Genomic DNA, 18,434 nt, shown 5'->3' on the forward strand with positions numbered 1-18,434 from the left:
GTCTAGCCTCGACATGGCAGTCCTGAGACGGTGCGGGATCGTCGTCTGGCTGCTGGCGGTCACGCTGACCGCCTGCACCGGCGACGATCCTGCGGCCCCGGGGTCCACTCCCGAGGAGACGGCCATCGGTCGTCGGGCCGTGCCCCCCGCCGGGCTGGTCGACGCCGACGGGAGACGTGTCGAGGTCCCTGTGCCGACCGGTCCGACCGGGAGGACCTTCGACGTCATGAACCTCGGTGCCGATCCGGAGCCTGGCACCGGGGATGACGCTCCCGCCATCCGGGAGGCGTTGGCCACGGCGGAGGCGGGGGACGAGGTGGTCCTCCCTGCGGGGGTCTACGACCTGAGATCGGCCGACCCCGACGACGAGAGCGCGAATCTGCTGCTCGCCGACGGCGTGCTCCTGCGCGGCGCGGGCAGCGGTGCCACGGTGCTCCGCTCGTCGTTCGACGGGGAGGACGACAGTGCAGTGGTGCGTGGGGAAGGCGTCGAGGGCGCCTCGGTCCGCGGCCTCACCGTCACCTCGGAGTACGAGGGCCGCCTCGGCACCGATCCGGACGAGAAGGGGCCCGGCGGAGGGCCGATGTACGGGGTCCAGATCGGTGAGGATGACGGGGAGGGCAGTCGGCGGGTGCTCGTCGATGACGTGTCCGTGGAGCTGTTCCAGCGCCACGGCATCACGGTGAAGGCCAGCCGGGAGGTCACCGTGACCGGCTGTCGCGTCGCCGACGCCACCACCGTCGGTCCCGGCGGGTCGGGCTACGGCATCGTGGTCGAGGGCAAGTCCGATCAGCGCGATCCCGACGCCGGAAACGACTCGCGGCACAACGTGGTCGTGGACAACCACCTCGACGGCACGCACCTGCGCCACGGCGTCCTGCTGCAGTTCCCCACCCACAACAACCTGATCGCCGACAACGTCGTCGAGGGCGGCGTCCGGGACGCCATTGACCTCCACGGCGAGGGCGAGTACCTCAACGAGATCAGGGGCAACACGGTCACCGGGGTCGATGCCGCCGCCGTTGCGCTGGGCAACCCGGGGGGAGAGAAGAACGAGCACGACGCGAGCGGTGAAGGGAACTGGATCCATGACAACCGACTGGTCGGCAACGACCAGGGCGTGCTCGTCATCCTCGGCACCCCCGACACCGTCATCGAGGACAACGAGGTCGTCGGGCGCTCCGGCTCGGCCGTGGGCATCGAGCTGCGCAATGCGCCCGGCACGGTCGTGGGTGACAACACGATCTCGGGCGCCACCGAGGGCTTCTGGGGCATTCTCGTGGCCGAGGACGACGGCTCGGAGGGGCGCGGCGCCGGCGTCGCCAGCGACGTGCTCATCGCAGGCAACCTGGTGACCGGGCGTGCGAACGGCATCACCGTCGAGGCAGGCACCGGCATCACGGTGGAGGACAACACCGTTGAGGTGCAGGGGGTGCCGTGGCGAGTCTCCGAAGGGGCCGAGGTCGACGGCGTCCCACCGTGACCCGCGCCGACCCCCAGCCTCAGTCCTGCAGCACGTAGGTGAGGCCACCTGACTTCGTCAGCCAGGCCTTCTCGAACTGCGCACGGTCGTAGGTCCGGCGTACGCCTGCGTTGGTGCTCGCGGCCGGGTCGTTGACCACCACGTCGCCCTTGGCGGTGAAGCCGACCAGGACCATCAGGTGGCCCGCCGTCGAGGAGATGGGGGCGCCGCGCAGGCCACCCTTGGCGAACGCGACCGAGACGATGAGGGGCGTGCCGGCCTTGATGTGCGACTCCGCCGCGCGCAGGTCGGCGAGGCGGGTGACGAAGGTGCGGCGCAGGTGGCTGCCGGCGTGGGCGGTGTTGAAGGCCCAGTTGCCGGTGCCGCGGTAGCCGTGGTCGTAGGTCTGTCGTGCGGTCCAGTCGACGATGCCGTCGGCGTGGCCGCTCCCCTTGAAGGCGTGGCCGGCGGCCGGGTTGGCCTGGTAGTACTCCAGCACCATCGCGGTGGAGGTGGGGGAGCACCACGCCTCGCCGCCGTTGCCCCACTCGGGGTGGTGGCCGCGGTGGGTCATCTGCGAGTAGCGCGGCACGTCCAGCACGGTGCCGGCGACCTTGCCCGGCACCGACGTGGAGGTGCGGGCGACGACCTTGCTGGTCATGGCGCCGACCCGGGTGACCTGCGGGCGGGCCGGGGCGCCCTTGCGCCGCATCAGCACGACCTTCACCTGCCACCCGGTGGCACCGGCGCTGGAGGTGGTCCTCACGGTGTCGACGGACACCCGGGCGAGGTCGTCGGGCTGCGCGCCGAGGCTGGTGCGCTTGAAGAAGGTGTTGTCCTTGGTCCAGCGGGCCACGGTGTCCCAGCTGCCGGTGGTGGTGCGGGAACCGGCCCTCGTGCGCAGGCGCACCTGCACCTCGACGAGGCTGCGACCGGGCGTCCTGGCCTGCCACGACGGGATGAGCTCGGTGAAGGCGAACTTCTCGTCCACCCACGGCGAGGTCCAGGTGCCGACGTCGTACGTCTTGCCGGCGACCGTGCGTCGAGCCTTGGGGTGGCGCAGGCGCACGGCGTCGCCGGAGATCACCGCACCCGAGCGGCTGCCCTTCGCGAAGTCGGACGCCAGGTCGAAGGAGGTGTGACGCACCTGGGTGGTCGCGTTCTTCTTCGCCGCCGCCGTCGCGCTCGGGCCGGTGGCGCTGGAGATGGCCAACGTGGCGCCGAGGGCGCAGGCCAGCAACGCGGCAAGGGACTTCCGGGGGGTTCGCAGCAGAGGACGCACCTCACGACCATAAGTCACAGGCGCCACAGGAGTCACACGATTGCGGGGCGGGCCACGGTCGTACGCCTGCGCGACGATGCGTGCAGCGGCCCGGGGCCCCTCTAGACTCGCGTGCGTGAGCCTGCGCATCTACGACACCGCGACCCGAGAGGTCCGTGACTTCGTCCCCCTCGTCGAGGGCAAGGTCGGTCTGTACGTCTGTGGCCTCACCGTCCAGAGCGAGCCCCACGTGGGCCACGTGCGCTCCGGGGTGAACTTCGACGTCCTGCAGCGCTGGCTGCGCGTGCTCGGCTACGACGTCACGTTCATCCGCAACACCACCGACATCGACGACAAGATCCTCGCCAAGGCGGCCGAGCAGGGACGCCCCTGGTACAACCTCGCCTACACGATGCATCGCGAGCTGACCCGGGCGTACGCCTCGCTCAACGTCGCGCCGCCGACCTACGAGCCGGCCGCGACCGGCCACGTGCCCGAGATGGTCGAGCTCATCGAGACGCTGATCGAGCGTGGCCACGCCTACCCGGCCGCCGACGGCTCGGGCGACGTCTACTTCGACGTGCGGTCCTTCGCCGACTACGGCGCGCTGACCCGTCAGAAGGTCGAGGACATGGAGGCGGCCCCCGACGCCGACCCCCGCGGCAAGCGCGACCCGCGCGACTTCGCCCTGTGGAAGGGCTGGAAGTCGCAGTCGGAGCCGCGTACGGCGTCGTGGCCCTCGCCCTGGGGACGTGGGCGTCCCGGCTGGCACATCGAGTGCTCGGCGATGGCGGCGAAGTACCTCGGCGACGCCTTCGACATCCACGGCGGCGGCATGGACCTGCGCTTCCCGCACCACGAGAACGAGCAGGCCCAGTCGCGCGCGGCGGGGCAGGCCTTCGCCTCCTACTGGATGCACAACGCCTGGATCACCACGGCCGGCGAGAAGATGAGCAAGTCGCTCGGCAACTCGCTCACGATTCCGGCGGTCCTGAAGAAGTACCGCGGGATCGAGCTGCGCTACTACCTGGTGCAGGCCCACTACCGCAGCCACGTCGAGTTCTCCTTCGAGGCGCTGGACGAGGCCGTCACCGGCTTCGGCCGCATCGAGTCGTTCCTCGAGCGCGTCGGTGAGGTCGAGGACGCAGGCCCCGGCGCCACGCTCGCCGACCTCCCGGACGCCTTCGTCGCCGCGATGAACGACGACCTCGGCACCCCGGCGGCCGTCGCGGTCATCCACGACACCGTCCGGGCCGGCAACAAGGCGCTCGCTGACGCCGACGCTGCGTCGGCGCAGCGCGCGGCCAAGGAGGTGCTGGCGATGCTCGACGTCTTCGGCCTCCACCCCGCCGACGAGGCGTGGGCGCAGGGCACCGGCGGCGACACCGACCGTCTCACCGAGGCGGTCGACGCCCTGGTCGCCGGCCTGCTCGAGCAGCGCCAGCAGGCCCGGGCCGACAAGGACTTCGCCGCCGCCGACGCGATCCGCGACCGGATCAAGGCGGCTGGCATCGAGATCGAGGACACCCCGCAGGGACCGCGTTGGTCGCTGGGGCAGTCCTGACGCACTGAACCTCCCGAATCGAACGAGGACTCCATGGCAGGCAACTCCAACCGCAAGGGCGCGATCCGCAAGCAGAAGAAGGGCGCGAGCGTCGGCACCGGCGGTCACGTGCGCCGTTCGCTGGAGGGCAAGGGCCCCACGCCCAAGGCCTCCGAGCGCCCGTACCACAAGCAGTACAAGATCAAGCAGAAGCAGGAGAAGGTGGCGGCGACCAAGCCCCGCCGCGCTCCCAAGACCACCGAGGCCGAGTGGGCCGCCGGACGCAACTCCGTCGTCGAGGTGCTGCGCGCCGCGATCCCGGTGACCGCGATCTACGTGGCCGAGGGCGCCGAGCGCGACGGCCGCCTGCGGGAGGCCTTCAAGCTGGCTGCCGAGCAGGGGCTCACCATGCTCGAGGTCACCCGCGGCGAGATGGACCGGATGACCGGCGGCGCCGTGCACCAGGGCCTCGCGGCGCGGCTGCCGGCGTACGAGTACGCCCACGCCGACGACCTGCTCGAGCGCGCCACCGCCAACGACGAGGTGCCGCTGGTCGTGGCCCTCGACTCGATCACCGACCCGCGCAACCTCGGTGCCGTGATCCGCTCCGCCGCAGGCTTCGGCGCCCACGGCGTCCTCATCCCGGAACGTCGTGCCGCTGGCATGACCGCCTCGGCGTGGAAGACGTCGGCCGGTGCCGCTGCCCGCATCCCGGTCGCCCAGACGGTCAACCTCGTCCGCCAGCTCAAGGCCTACAAGGCCGCGGGCTGCATGGTGGTCGGTCTGGACGCCGAGGGCGACGTCACGCTGCCCGAGCTCTGCTCCCCCGACGGCCTGGCCACCGGGCCACTGGTCGTGGTGGTGGGCTCGGAGGGCAAGGGCCTCTCGCGACTGGTGACCGAGACCTGCGACCAGATCGTCTCGATCCCGATGGTCAACGACCTGGAGTCGCTCAACGCCGGTGTCGCCGCCTCGGTGACGCTGTACGCCATCTCGCAGGCCCGCGGCTGAGGTTCGTGCTCGTCCGTCCCTCGAGGCCCCGCGTGGTGCGGTGGGCGGTGCTGCTCACCGTGTGGCTGGTCACGGCCCTGGTCGTCGGGTCGGTGCTCTTCCTCAACTCCAGCCGCACGGTCCCGGTGGCCGGCCACGACGCCGTGGTGAGCCCCACGCTGAGCAGCCACGCGGTCTTCGAGACCGGTCCGGTGCTGCCCGACGTCCGCTTCGACCTGCCCGGACGCCTCGGCGTGACGATCGTGCTGGGCAAGACCGAGGCCGAGTCGACCGAGGAGCTCTTCGCCCGTTACGCCCTCATCGCCTCCAACGTCGAGCCCCAGGTCGCGACGGTCCGTGACGCGATGGTCGAGCTGGCGCTGGCGTCCGCCCTGCGCGGGATCGCCGCGGGTTCCCTGCCGGTCATCCTCTACCTGCTGCTGGGACCGGCGGGGCGTCGTGACGTGTGGGAGGAGCTGCGGAGGCTGCGGCCCCGCCCGCTGCTCGCCGTCGCCCTGGTCGTCGCCGCGGTCGTCGCGCTGTGGCAGCCGTGGCGCAGCGAGGAGCCGGAGGTCGCGCGGAGTCGCTCGTGGATGTCGGTGCAGGAGTTCCTCGGTGAAGGGATCCCGGTGCCCGAGCAGGCGAAGGGCATCGAGCTGAGTGCCGACAGCACCGCCGCCGGTACGCAGCGCCTCATCGGGAGCGCGCTCGACACCTACGCCAAGTCTCAGGACTTCTACGACGCCGCCGTCGAGTCGGCCGCCGACCTCGACCTGCGTGAGCCGCGCGACGACGAGACCGTGGTGCTCCTGGTCTCCGACCGCCACGACAACGTCGGCATGGACCGGGTGGCCCGGGCGGTCGCCGACCGTGCGGGCGCCACCGGCGTCTTCGGGGGCGGCGACGACACCTCCACCGGCAAGGCATGGGAGGCGTTCTCCCTCGACTCGCTGGACAAGACGTTCCGTGGCATGGACCGCTGGTTCGTCACGGGCAACCATGACCACGGCTCCTTCGTGGGCGACTACCTCGCCGACAAGGGCTGGGAGAAGCTCGACGGCGAGGTCGTCGAGGGGCCCGGCGGCGGGACCCTGCTGGGCTTCCCCGACCCGCGCAGCAGCGGCCTCGGGAGCTGGCGCGACGAGAAGGGCATCTCCTTCGGCGAGGCCGCCGAGAAGGTGGCCGACGTCGCCTGCGAGTCCCAGGAGGCGGGGGAGCGGGTCAACACGATCCTCGTCCACGACGCCAACCTGGGCGAGGTGGCGCTCGAGCGGGGCTGCGCCGACCTGGTGCTCGGAGGGCACACGCACGTGCCGTCGGGACCGACGCCCTTCGATGGGGAGGCCGGCCAGCTGGGCTACTCGTACACGAACGGCACGACGGGTGGTGCGGCGTACGCCATTGCCGTGGGCAGCAAGCCGCGACGCGACGCGAGCCTCACCCTGGTGACCTACGACGGAGCGGGGCGGCCGGCAGGGATCCAGCTCGTCACGCTGCTCACCGACGGGCGGTTCCGGGTCGAGCCGTACGACCGGCTCGCCCTCCCGCAAGGAGTCTGACTCCGGCGGCCCGTTGCTGCCGTCGTCTGGCGAGTGGCCCACATTTCTTTCCTGAAGTGGGATACGGGTCCCCAAAATTGGGGAGACTAGCCCTTGTCCCTGCACTCGCAGCCCTGTCGGGAGGCACCCCCCATGCGACGCATTCTTCTCCTCCTCGTCATCGCCTCGATGACGGTGTTCCATGCCGGTCCGTCCTACGCGATGCGCAAGGCGACCAACGGCGATGACGTGATCCGTGGCAACAACAAGGCCAACGAGGTCCGCGCCTTCGGCGGCAACGACCGCGTCAGCGTCCTCGGCGGACGTGACCTCGTCTTCGCCGGCGCCGGGAACGACTCGGTCTGGGGCGGTCGCGGCAATGACCGCCTCCACCTCGGCGACGGCGCCGACCGTGGCTACGGTGACGCCGGCAACGACCTGGTCCTGGGCCAGGGTGGTGCCGACCAGCTCTGGGGTGGTTCGGGGCGCGACGCCCTGCACGGTGGCCCGGGCCAGGACAGGATCTACGGAGGGCCCGGCGACGACAACATCCGGTTCGGCGGCATCCGGGGCCTGACCGGGAACGAGGGCGACGACGTCATCTTCGGCCAGGGAGGCAACGACTTCATCCTCGGCGGCGCCGGCAACGACACGGCCTACGGCGGCGCGGACAACGACACCTTCTACCTGGGTGTCGGCGACGACCTCGCCCACGGTGACGACGGCAACGACGACCTCTACGGAGACGCCGGCGCGGACGAGCTGCACGGGGACGCCGGCAGGGACATCATCTTCGGTGGCGCCGGTGACGACCTGATCCTCGGAGGCGACGGCGACGACAACCGTCGTCGCGCCGGCAAGCCCGACGAGCCGGGCGGCCTCTACGGGAGCGAGGGCAACGACCGCGTCTACGGCGACAACGGCAACGACCACGTCTCCGGTGGCGCCGGCCACGACCAGGTCTACGGCGGCCCCGGCGACGACGAGCTCGACGGTGACATGGGCAACGACCTCCTGGTCGACGGCCCCGGCGACGACGACAACATCACCGGCGACGAAGGTGACGACACCTTCTACATGGGTCCGGGTCGTGACCAGGTCTACGGTGAGGAGGGCGACGACGTCATCTACGTCCACAACGACGGCGACCCCGACCGCATCCACTGCAACGAGGGCTACGACCGGGTCTACTTCGTGGGCTCCCGTGACCCCAAGGACGGCATCCAGCTCTACGGCGGGACGATCGACTGCGAGGTCGTCATGGTGATCCCGCTCTCGGCCGCCCCGAGCGACTGGCCCTACTGAGCGGGCAGGAGCCCTGCGGCGCGAGCCGCAGCCGCGTACTCCTCGGCCAGGCTGGCCACCGTGTGGTGGGCGTTGAGCCCGGACGGGTTCGGCACCACCCAGAGCTCGGCGTCGCCCAGAGGTTCGGGCTGGGGGCCGGTGACGGCCTTGGGCCGTCCGAACGCCTGGCGGTAGGCCGTGATCCCGGCGACCGCGACGACCTTCGGGCGCACCCGCTCCACGAGGCCGGTGAGGGCCTTGCCGCCCTCGCGCAGCTCGTCGCGGGTGAGCTCGTCCGCGCGTGCGGTCGCGCGTCGTACGAGGTTGGTGATGCCGATGCCGCGGGCCCGCAGCGCGTCGCGGTCCTCCGGCGTCATGCCGGCGGAGGGGTCGATGCGCCGGTCGACGATGCCGGCCAGCTGCAGCGCCGGGTAGAAGCGGTTGACCGGGTGGGCGAAGTGCGTCTGCGTGGCGGCGGTCCACAACCCCGGGTTGATGCCCACGAAGAGCAGGCGTACGTCGTCGCCCAGGAGGTCGGGCACCTCGGTGTCGCGGTAGGACTCCAGCTCGGCGCGGGTGAATCGGGCCATGGCGTGAGCGTAGTGACCCTCGGGGAACCGGCGTCGGACGGCTATCGTCAGACCACCATGACCACGACGCAGACCCGACCGACGCGCCGCCCCGAGCGCGCGACCCGCCTCGCCACCCTCCTGGTGGCCGCCCTTGCGCTCGGTCCTGCGCTCGCTGCCTGCGGGAGCGAGACCGACGACGGGCCGGCGGCGAGGCCGAGCGCCACGCCGACGCCGACCACCACGCCGACCACCGACGGTCCGGTCACCTTCACCGAGGTCGCCACCTTCACCGACACCAGGATCCGGGCCGACGAGACCGGGAAGCTGGAGCCGCTGAGCACCTCCGACGACGTGAGCGCGTGGCTGCAGCCGCTCAACGCCCCGGCGCCCCTCGTGCAGGAGGTCCAGGAGGAGGTCGAGCGACAGGACGACGAGCTCCACGGCACGGTCCTCTGGGTCGGCTGCGACGAGCCGGAGTCGTACTCCGTCGTGCGCACCGGCGGTGAGCTCGAGGTGCGGGTGAGTCCGCCCAAGCAGGAATCCCAGTGCGTGGCGCCGATGACCTGGCTCGCCCTGGTCTCCGTCAACTGACGGGGCCGACATGGGCGTCTGGAACACGTTCGTCGAGGGTGACAACCTCGCGGTGATGACGGGGTGGGAGCCGGGCTCCTTCGACGTCGTGTGCAGCGACCCTCCCTACAACACCGGCTCGCTCTTCTCGTACGCCGACGACTTCCGCGGCCCCGACGGCGGGCGGGCCGGGCGGCACGCGGCGTGGGTCGACTTCATGCGGCCCCGGCTCGAGGCGATGCGCGACCTGCTGGCCCCCTCCGGAGCGGTCTTCCTGAGCATCGACGACAACGAGCAGGCCCGGCTGCGGCTGCTGATGGACGAGGTCTTCGGCGAGCAGAACTTCCTCGCCCAGGTCGTCGTCAACCTCAACGCCAAGGGGCGCCAGCTCGGGGCCGGCTTCGCGACCAACCACGAGTACCTGCTCGTCTATGCCCGGAACGCCCGCGAGTGCGTGCTCGACGCACGTACGACCGACACGGTCGACCCGGACGACTTCCCGCACGCCACCGACGACGGGCGCGCGTTCCGGTACCTGCCGCTGCGCAACACCAACAAGAAGTTCAACCCGGTGACCACGCCCACGATGCACTTCCCGCTCTGGGGCGACCCGGTCAGCGGACGGGTCGCCACCGCGCCCTTCGCGGGGGCCCACGAGATCGTCCCCGTCTTCGGCGACGGACGGCCGGCGGTGTGGCGGTGGTCGCGACCGCTGGTCGACGCGCGCCCCGACGACCTGGCCTGCCGGGAGATCCGTGGGAAGCGAGGGCCACGCGTCGACGTCTTCCAGCGCGACTGGCTGGAGGCGCCCGGTGGGCGCCGCAAGAAGCTGCGGACCATCTGGCTCGCCGAGGAGGTCGGCTCGACCGACACCGCGGTCGCGGAGCTGAAGAGCGTCGTCGGCCACGTCTTCGAGTCACCCAAGCCGACCGGGCTGGCGCGGCGCATCCTGCGGACCATGCCGTCGGACGCACGGGTGCTCGACCCGTTCGCCGGCAGCGGGACCACCGGACACGCGGTGGCGCTGCTCAACGTGGAGGACGGTGGCTCGCGGAGCTGCGTCTCGATCAACGTCGCCGAACCCGTACGCCCGGGCTCCAACGCCGCCCTCGCCGGACTGGCCACCGTCGCGGACATCACCCGGGCCCGGCTGCGGGCCGTGGCCGAGCAGGTCGGCGGCGGTCTCGAGGAGCGCTGAGCCCGTCAGCGACTCAGCGACTCAGTGACTCGCGCAGCTCGTCGACCACCGAGCCGACCACGGCGACGAGGTCGCCCCCGTTCGACTCCGCGACCCGGCGCTGGCGCTGGTAGCTGGCGCCCGAGCGGACGATCTCCTCGACGCTGCGCAGCGCGTCGGTGCAGTCGAGTCGCGCCGCGACCGGCTCCAGTCGCTCGAGCGTGTCCATGAGGTCGTCGGTGACGAGGCGCTCCCGGCTGTCGGAGTCGAGGATGACGATGGCGTCGAGGCCGTAGCGCGCGGCCCGCCACTTGTTCTCCTGGACGTGCCACGGCTGCATGGTGCCCACCTCCTCGCCGGCTGCCAGGCGGGTGTCGAGGTCGACGACCAGGCACTGCACGAGGGCGGCGATCGCTGCGAGCTCCTCGACGGTCGAGACCCCGTCGCAGACCCGGGTCTCGACGGTGCCGAGGTGGGGCGCGGGGCGGATGTCCCAGCGGATCTCGTTGAGGTCGTCGATGACGCCGGTGGTGAGCTGGTCGTCGGCGAACGACTCGAACTGCTCCCAGGTCTCGAACTGGAAGGGCAGCCCCGCCGTGGGCAGCTGCTGGAACATCAGCGCGCGGTTGGACGCGTAGCCGGTGTCGGTGCCGCCCCAGATGGGGGAGGAGGCGGAGAGGGCGAGCAGGTGCGGGTAGTGGTTGAGCAGACCGTTGAGGACGCCCATCACGCGCTTGCCCTCGGGGAGGCCGACGTGCACGTGCACGCCCCAGATGAGCATCTGCCGGCCCCAGTACTGGGTGCGGTTGATGAGCTCGGCGTAGCGGTGCCCGCGGGTGAGCTCCTGCGCGGTCCAGTCGGCGAAGGGGTGCGCACCCCCGCCGTAGAGGTCGAGGCCCAGGGAGTCGGCGACCGGCAGCAGGGCGCGCAACGACGTACGCAGGTCGTCGGCCGCCTCGTCGACGGTGTCGCAGATGCCGGTCACGACCTCGACGGTGTTGCGCAGCAGCTCTCGGTGCAGGCGGTCCGGGTGGGGGAGCTCTGGCTGGGCAGCCGCGAAGAACTCGCGCGCGCAGTTGGCCAGGTCGCGGGAGGTGCGGTCGACGAGGGCGAGCTCCCACTCCACGCCCAGGGTCGGGCGGGGGGACGGGGTGAAGTCGATGCGCACCGGACCACCTTAGGGCCGGTGCGGGCACTCGACCCAGCACGGTGACCCCTCTCCACACCGAGCACGGCAAGTGGCACCATGGCGCAGGTGTCTCAGTCAGCCGAAGTGGACGTGAAGGAACTCAACCTCGCGATCGACCTGTGCCTGCGCATCGGGGAGATGCTGCTCTCCAACGGCGCAGGCGCCGCGGACGTGACCACGACGATGAGGGCGGTCGCCCAGCACCTCGGGCTGCGTCGGCACAGTGACATCGACGTCACCTTCACCCAGGTCTCGATGAGCTACACGTACGACCCCTCCGAGCCCACGCTGGTGATGATCCGGCAGGTCCCCCAACGGACCATCGACTACGACGACCTGACCAACGTCGACCACCTCGTGCGCGACCTGCTCGCCGGCGAGCTCGACCTCTACCTGGCCCGGACGCGGATGGCCACGATCGTCTCGGTCGCGCCTCCGGTCCCACGCTGGATGGTCACCGTCGCCACCGGCGTCACCTGCGCCTCGGTCGGCCTCTTCCTCGGCGGCAACGTGTGGGTGGTCCTCATCGCCTTCGTGGCGGCGATGGCCATCGACCGTGCCCAGCTGGTCCTGGCTCGCCAGCGGCTCCCGTTCTTCTACCTCCAGGTGGTCGGCGGCATCATCGCCAGCCTGATGGCGGTGGCGGTGGCCGCCACCCCGCTCGACGTCGACCCCTCCCTGGTCGTCACCGCCAACATCGTCATGATGCTCGCCGGGGTCGGGTTCATGGGTGCCCTCCAGGACGCCCTCTCGGGGTTCTACCTCACGGGCACCGCCCGCATCACCGAGGCGATCATGGCCACCGTCGGCATCGTCGCCGGGGTGAGTGGCGGGCTCTCGTTCGGCGCCATGGTGGGCCTCGACATCGGCACCTACGAACCGGGCCGCTCGGGCTGGCAGGGCCTCGGGGTGCTCGTCATCGGGTCGGCGCTCTGCTCGGCTGCGTTCGCGTTCTCCGTGTACGCCCCCCGTCGGGCCCTGGTCCCCATCGCCCTGGTCGGCGGTGCGGCGTCGGCCATCTACCGCCTCATGGTGCAGGCCGGGCTGGACCGCCCGTCGGCCGCCGCGGTGGCCGCCTTCGTCATCGGTGTCGTCAGCTACTCGGTCGCCGGACGGGTGCGGATCCCTCCGCTGGTCGTCGTCGTCCCGGCGATCGTCCCGCTGCTGCCGGGCCTCACGATCTACCGCGGACTGTCGCTGCTCCTCGACGGCGGGCCGTCGACCTCGCTCGGCCTGCTGGCGATGGTCACGGCCGCCTCGGTCGCGCTGGCGCTTGCCGCCGGCGTCATCCTCGGCGAGTTCGTCGCGCAACCCGTCAAGAGGGAGGCGAGACGCCTGGAGCAGCGCCTGGCCGGCCCCCGGCTGGTGGGCGTCTCCCGCGCCCGCTCCCGTGCCAGCGAGCGCGAGCGGCGGCGCCGCAAGGGGCCGCGTACCGAGGCCGAGACCTGAGGCGTGTGAGCCTCGGCCCGTGAGTGTCAGCCCGCGGTGTCAGCCCGCGAGTGTCACCGCGCGTCGAACCGCTTGCTCAGCCGGGCGGCGACGTCCTGGTAGCGGGCTCCCACGAGCGTGGCGAGCGCGTGCACGACGTGGGCGTCCGCCCCGACCAGCACTCGTGGCCTGCCGGCGAGCATCCCGCGCAGGATGACCCGGGCCGCCTCGTCGGGAGTGGTGCGGGCCAGCTGCTCGTCGAACTTGCGGGCCAGCTCGGCCTGGTCCTCGCCCGCCGCCGCACGCCCGTTGCGGGCGATCCCGGTCTTGACCCCGCCGGGGTGCACGACCGTCACCTGCACCGGGTGACCGGCGACCAGCATCTCCTCGCGCAGTGACTCGCTCAGTCCGCGCACGGCGTACTTCGAGGCGTTGTAGAGGCTCTGCGTCGGCATCGAGATGAGCCCGAAGAGCGAGGAGACGTTGACCAGGTGCCCGTCGCCGGAGGCGATCAGGTGGGGCAGGAACGCCTTCGAGCCGTGCACCACACCCCAGAAGTTGATCGCCATGATCCACTCCATGTCCTTGACCTCGAGGTCGACGAAGGGGCCCGAGAGCGAGACGCCGGCGTTGTTGATGACCGCGTCGACCCCGCCGAAGTGGCCGGCCACCCGGTCCGCCCACGCGTCCACCGCGGCGCCCTCGGCGACGTCGACGACCTCGGTGTGGACGGCCGTCGCGCCGACCTGCCGCGCCATCAGCGCCGTCTCCGCCAGGCCCGCGGCGTCGATGTCGCCGAGGGCCAGCCGCGCCCCTGACTGGCCGCAGCGCAGCGCCAGCGCCCGGCCGATGCCCGATCCCGCACCGGTGATGACGACGACCTTGCCGCGCAGACTCCTCATGCCTCGCGACAGTAGCGCTCCCGGACGAGGCTGGCGACGGCTCCGCCGCGACGTGGGACCGCGACGTGGGACCGCGACGTGGGACCGCGACGTGGGACCATGGGCAGATGCAGACGAACGGCAGTGACGACGGCACCCGGTCGGTGGTGGAGCTCACGCGTGCGGAGTGCCGCGAGCTGCTGCTCACCCAGGCCGTCGGCCGGGTGGCCTTCCAGGGGGCGGACGGCCCACGCATCGTCCCGGTCAACTTCCGCGTGCGCGACGGCGTGATCGAGTTCCGCACCACGTCCTACTCCGAGCTGGCGACGTACGCCCCCGGCACACCGGTCGCCTTCGAGGTCGACGCCCTGGACCCCGAGCACCGCGCCGGGTGGAGCGTCGTGGTGACCGGCCCGTGCGAACGGGTGCTGGAGGAGTTCGGCGCCGTCCTCGAGATGCCCTCGGAACCCGCCAACGTCACGTGGGCCGAGGGACGCCGCCCGATGCTGCTGCGCCTCGAGGTCGAGACCCTGAGCGGCAGGCGCGTCGGCCACGGCGACGTCGGCCTGGCGGAGTGGCACCACCCCGACGCCCGGTGAAGCCGGTCAACGGTTCGGGGTCGGCGTCGAGCAGCAGGCAGAATGGACGCACGATGTCCGCGCCCACCGAACCCACGCTCGCGATCACCTATCCCGAGCACCTGCCGGTCTCGCAGCGACGCGACGACATCGCGGCAGCGATCCGCGACCACCAGGTCGTGATCGTGGCCGGGGAGACCGGCTCCGGCAAGACGACCCAGCTGCCCAAGATCTGCCTCGAGCTGGGGCGCGGTCGTCGCCGCGGACGCGGGGACAAGGCGTCCGGTGGCCTGATCGGCCACACCCAGCCGCGGCGCATCGCCGCCCGCTCGGTGGCCGAGCGGATCAGCGAGGAGCTGGCCGCCGACGGCATCGGGACCGGCCTCGGCGACGTGGTCGGCTACCAGGTGCGCTTCACCGACCAGACCTCGCGCTCGTCGCGGGTCAAGCTGATGACCGACGGCATCCTGCTGGCCGAGCTCCAGCGCGACCGGATGCTGCGCAGGTACGACACGATCATCATCGACGAGGCCCACGAGCGCAGCCTCAACATCGACTTCCTGCTCGGCTACCTGCGCCGCCTGCTGCCGAAGCGTCCTGACCTCAAGCTGATCGTCACGTCCGCCACCATCGACGTCGAGCGCTTCGCGCAGCACTTCGCCGAGCGCGACGGCACCCCCGCACCGATCATCGAGGTCTCCGGGCGGACGTACCCCGTCGAGGTCCGCTACCGGCCGCTGATGGAGCTCGGTTCGACCGACGAGGAGGGGGAGACGGTCGTCCGCGACCAGACCGAGGCCATCGTCGACGCCGTCCGTGAGCTCTCGACCGAGGGCCCCGGCGACGTGCTCGTCTTCCTCCCCGGCGAGCGGGAGATCCGCGACACCGCCGACGCCTTCGACGCGCTCAAGTCCGACCGGCTGGAGATCGTGCCGCTCTACTCGCGGCTCTCCGCCGCCGAGCAGCACCGGGTCTTCTCCTCCCACCCCGCCTCCGTGCGCCGCGTGGTGCTGGCGACCAACGTCGCCGAGACCTCGCTGACCGTGCCGGGCATCAAGTACGTGGTCGACACCGGCGTGGCCCGCATCTCCCGCTACTCGGTGCGCACCAAGGTGCAGCGCCTGCCCATCGAGCCGATCAGCCAGGCCAGCGCCAACCAGCGCTCGGGGCGGTGCGGGCGCGTCAGCGAGGGCATCGCGATCCGCCTCTACTCGGAAGAGGACTTCGAGGGCCGCCCGGAGTTCACCGACCCGGAGATCCTGCGCACCAACCTGGCCAGCGTCATCCTCCAGATGACGTCGCTGGGGCTGGGTGACATTGCCCGCTTCCCGTTCGTCGAGCCCCCGGACAAGCGCAACGTCTCCGCCGGCGTCCAGCTCCTGGAGGAGCTGGGGGCCTTCTCCACCAAGACCAGTGACCAGAAGCGCCTGACCAAGCTCGGTCAGCGGCTGGCCCGCCTGCCGATCGACCCACGGTTGGGCCGGATGATCCTCGAGGCCGAGCAGATGGGCTGCGTGCGTGACGTCATCGTCATCGCCGCCGCGCTCTCGCTCCAGGACCCGCGCGAGCGCCCGGCCGACGCGCAGGCGCAGGCCGACCAGCTGCACGCCCGCTTCAAGGACAAGACGTCCGACTTCCTGACCTGGCTCAACCTGTGGCAGTACGTGAAGCAGCAGCAGCGCGACCTGTCGTCGTCGGCCTTCCGGCGGATGTGCAAGCGCGAGTACCTCAACTACCTGCGGATGCGCGAGTGGCAGGACTTCGAGTCGCAGCTGCGCCAGGTCTGCAAGGAGATGAAGGTCGACCTCGGCCAGGCCCGCGGGCGCCGCGACGTCAACGAGGAGGGCGAGGGCGGCGCAGCGTACGACGCCGACGGCATCCACCAGGCCCTGCTCGCGGGGCTGCTCTCCCACATCGGGGCTCTCGAGGAACGGGAGCGTCCCCGCCCTGGCGCCAAGCCGACGGAGCGGCGGCAGATGCGGGAGTACCTCGGCGCCCGCGGGTCGCGCTTCGCCATCTTCCCGGGCAGTGCCCTCAAGGGCGCCAACCCGCCCTTCGTGATGGCCGGTGAGCTCGTCGAGACCTCGCGGCTGTGGGCGAGGCAGAATGCCGCCATCAAGCCCGAGTGGGCCGAGCGCCTCGGCTCCCACCTCGTGAAGCGCTCCTTCTCCGAACCCGCGTGGTCGAAGAAGCGGGCTGCGGTGATGGCGAAGGAGAAGGTGACGCTCTACGGCGTGACCCTGGTCTCCGACCGCGCGGTCAACTACGGCTCGATCGACCCTGAGGTCGCCCGCGAGCTCTTCATCCGCCACGCCCTGGTGCAGGGCGAGTGGGACGAGCTCACCTCCGGGCGTCACAAGTTCTTCACGAAGAACAGCCAGCTCCTGGCCGAGGCCGAGGAGCTGGAGCACCGGGCGCGGCGGCGCGACATCGTCGTCGACGAGCACACCCTCTTCGACTTCTACGACCAGCGCATCCCGGCGGACATCGTCTCCGGCGCGCACTTCGAGCGGTGGTGGAAGCAGGAGCGGCGGGTGCACGGCAACCTCCTGACCTTCAGCCTCGACATGCTCACCCACGACACCGCCGAGGAGGTCGCGGCCAGCGACTTCCCGACCCAGTGGCACGGCGAGTCGCTGACCTTCCCGATCAGCTACCACTTCGAGCCGGGGGCGGCCGACGACGGCCTCACCATCGAGGTGCCGGTGGCGACCCTCAACCAGGTCGAGGCCGACGACTTCTCGTGGCTGGTGCCGGGGTTGCGCGAGGAGCTGGTGGTCAACCTCATCCGTACGCTCCCCAAGCAGCTGCGGGTCTCGTTCGTGCCGGCGCCCAACACGGCCAAGGCCTTCCTGGCTGCCGTGCCGCCGGGGGAGGAGCCGCTGCTGGACTCCCTGGAGCGCTTCCTGCGCGCGACGACCGGCGTGCACGTGCCGCGCGAGGCGTGGGACCTCGACAAGTTGCCGGCCCACCTGCGACCCACCTTCAAGGTCGTCGGCGACAACGGCAAGGTCGCCGCGGCCGGCAAGGACCTGGACGCCCTCAAGGCACCGCTGCGGCCCACGTTCGCGGCGGCGATGGCCGAGGTCGCCCAGGACACCGGCGTCACGGCGACGGGCCAGACGACGTGGACCTTCGGCACCATCGAGACCTCCTTCACCCAGCGGCGCGCCGGCCACGAGGTGCGCGGCTACCCGGCGCTCACCGACGAGGGCGCCACCGTGGGCCTGGGCGTCTTCGGATCGTCCGACGAGGCTGCGGCGCGGCACCGGCTCGGCGTACGCCGCCTCCTGCTGCTCGCGCTGCCCAGCGCCGAGCTCCTCCTCGACGGCCTCTCCAACCTCGAGAAGCTGGCCCTGGCGTCGTCGCCCTACCCGACCGTGCAGGAGATGGTGGAGGACCTGCGCGCCGCCGTCGTCGGTGACGTCGTCGACGCGCGACCCGCGGTGCGCGACCAGGCGGCGTACGACGCCCTGCTCGCCGTCGCCCGCACGGAGCTGCAGCGCATGCTGCCGAGCGCCTTCGCCGACCTCGCCAAGGTGCTGGCCGCCTGGCGCGAGACCGAGAAGGCGTTGTCGGGACGGGCGGACCTGTACACGCTGCCGGCGCTGACCGACATGAGGGCGCAGCTGGAGCGACTGGTGCACCGTGGCTTCCTCGGCGAGGCCGGGGCCGCACAGCTGCGTCACTACCCGCGCTACCTCGCGGCGATCGTCGAGCGGCGCGAGAAGCTGGCCGGGCAGGTGGCCCGGGACCGCCAGCTCATGGACCAGGTCGCCGATCTCCAGGAGTCGTGGCTCCACCAGATGGCGGCGCTGCCCCAGGGCCGTCCGCCCACCGCCCACCTGCGTGAGGCGCGCTGGATGCTGGAGGAGTACCGGGTGCAGCTGTGGGCGCAGCACCTCGGCACCGCGATGAAGGTGAGCGACCAGAGGATCCGCAAGGCCCTGGGCTGATCCTG

The 18,434-nt window shown here is 71.4% G+C and carries 14 protein-coding genes; 10 read left to right on the forward strand and 4 right to left on the reverse strand.

Annotation, left to right across the window (positions count from 1 at the left end; genetic code table 11):
- Window positions 1-13: 13 nt before the first annotated feature.
- Window positions 14-1,483 carry a right-handed parallel beta-helix repeat-containing protein gene (locus FCL41_RS02840; RefSeq protein ID WP_137067465.1) on the forward strand — a complete coding sequence of 490 codons (1,470 nt, stop codon included), beginning with the start codon at window positions 14-16 and terminating at the stop codon, window positions 1,481-1,483.
- 19 nt (window positions 1,484-1,502) lie between these two features.
- Here the strand turns inward: FCL41_RS02840 and FCL41_RS02845 are convergent, their stop codons facing one another.
- On the reverse strand, window positions 1,503-2,744 hold the full coding sequence (locus FCL41_RS02845) for a peptidase C39 family protein (protein ID WP_137067464.1): 1,242 nt from the start codon (window positions 2,742-2,744) through the stop codon (window positions 1,503-1,505).
- A 115-nt stretch (window positions 2,745-2,859) separates the two neighbouring features.
- Here FCL41_RS02845 and cysS point away from each other — a divergent pair, with 115 nt between their 5' ends.
- The 4 genes from cysS to FCL41_RS02865 all read left to right on the forward strand — a co-directional run bounded on the left by cysS (window position 2,860) and on the right by FCL41_RS02865 (window position 8,099).
- On the forward strand, window positions 2,860-4,287 hold the full coding sequence (gene cysS / locus FCL41_RS02850; RefSeq protein ID WP_137067463.1) for a cysteine--tRNA ligase: 1,428 nt from the start codon (window positions 2,860-2,862) through the stop codon (window positions 4,285-4,287).
- A 33-nt stretch (window positions 4,288-4,320) separates the two neighbouring features.
- Window positions 4,321-5,277, forward strand: coding sequence for a 23S rRNA (guanosine(2251)-2'-O)-methyltransferase RlmB (gene rlmB, locus FCL41_RS02855; RefSeq protein ID WP_137067462.1), 957 nt, complete (start codon window positions 4,321-4,323; stop codon window positions 5,275-5,277).
- A gap of 5 nt (window positions 5,278-5,282) precedes the next feature.
- Window positions 5,283-6,815 (forward strand): metallophosphoesterase, encoded by a 1,533-nt coding sequence (locus tag FCL41_RS02860; protein WP_239021742.1) that lies wholly within the window; start codon window positions 5,283-5,285, stop codon window positions 6,813-6,815.
- Between the two features lie 132 nt (window positions 6,816-6,947).
- A complete protein-coding gene (locus FCL41_RS02865; RefSeq protein WP_137067461.1) occupies window positions 6,948-8,099 on the forward strand; it encodes a calcium-binding protein in 1,152 nt (383 codons plus the stop codon).
- Here the strand turns inward: FCL41_RS02865 and FCL41_RS02870 are convergent.
- Entirely contained in the window at window positions 8,093-8,668 is a 576-nt protein-coding gene (locus tag FCL41_RS02870; RefSeq protein WP_137067460.1) for a mismatch-specific DNA-glycosylase, read from the reverse strand. The genes FCL41_RS02865 and FCL41_RS02870 overlap by 7 nt on opposite strands.
- Before the next feature lie 57 nt (window positions 8,669-8,725).
- On the opposite strand from FCL41_RS02870, the gene FCL41_RS02875 reads away from it, so the two are divergent.
- On the forward strand, window positions 8,726-9,241 hold the full coding sequence (locus FCL41_RS02875; protein ID WP_137067459.1) for a hypothetical protein: 516 nt from the start codon (window positions 8,726-8,728) through the stop codon (window positions 9,239-9,241).
- Between the two features lie 10 nt (window positions 9,242-9,251).
- On the forward strand, window positions 9,252-10,418 hold the full coding sequence (locus FCL41_RS02880; protein WP_137067458.1) for a site-specific DNA-methyltransferase: 1,167 nt from the start codon (window positions 9,252-9,254) through the stop codon (window positions 10,416-10,418).
- 13 nt (window positions 10,419-10,431) lie between these two features.
- Here FCL41_RS02880 and FCL41_RS02885 read toward each other — a convergent pair whose 3' ends face one another.
- The gene (locus tag FCL41_RS02885) at window positions 10,432-11,565 is read right to left on the reverse strand and encodes a glutamate--cysteine ligase (RefSeq protein ID WP_137067457.1); all 1,134 of its coding nucleotides are present in this window, start codon (window positions 11,563-11,565) and stop codon (window positions 10,432-10,434) included.
- Window positions 11,566-11,652: 87 nt separating this feature from the next.
- Here FCL41_RS02885 and FCL41_RS02890 point away from each other — a divergent pair, with 87 nt between their 5' ends.
- The gene (locus FCL41_RS02890) at window positions 11,653-13,035 is read left to right on the forward strand and encodes a threonine/serine exporter family protein (RefSeq protein ID WP_239021743.1); all 1,383 of its coding nucleotides are present in this window, start codon (window positions 11,653-11,655) and stop codon (window positions 13,033-13,035) included.
- A gap of 53 nt (window positions 13,036-13,088) precedes the next feature.
- Here the strand turns inward: FCL41_RS02890 and FCL41_RS02895 are convergent, their stop codons facing one another.
- Window positions 13,089-13,916, reverse strand: coding sequence for an SDR family NAD(P)-dependent oxidoreductase (locus FCL41_RS02895; RefSeq protein WP_137067455.1), 828 nt, complete (start codon window positions 13,914-13,916; stop codon window positions 13,089-13,091).
- 107 nt (window positions 13,917-14,023) lie between these two features.
- On the opposite strand from FCL41_RS02895, the gene FCL41_RS02900 reads away from it, so the two are divergent.
- Both FCL41_RS02900 and hrpA read left to right on the forward strand, forming a co-directional pair.
- The gene (locus FCL41_RS02900) at window positions 14,024-14,494 is read left to right on the forward strand and encodes a pyridoxamine 5'-phosphate oxidase family protein (RefSeq protein ID WP_137067454.1); all 471 of its coding nucleotides are present in this window, start codon (window positions 14,024-14,026) and stop codon (window positions 14,492-14,494) included.
- A gap of 53 nt (window positions 14,495-14,547) precedes the next feature.
- Window positions 14,548-18,429 carry an ATP-dependent RNA helicase HrpA gene (gene hrpA / locus FCL41_RS02905; protein WP_137067453.1) on the forward strand — a complete coding sequence of 1,294 codons (3,882 nt, stop codon included), beginning with the start codon at window positions 14,548-14,550 and terminating at the stop codon, window positions 18,427-18,429.
- Window positions 18,430-18,434: the final 5 nt, after the last annotated feature.

Origin of the sequence: Nocardioides jishulii (genome assembly GCF_006007965.1) — a bacterium.
Classification (GTDB): Bacteria; Actinomycetota; Actinomycetes; order Propionibacteriales; family Nocardioidaceae; genus Nocardioides; species Nocardioides jishulii.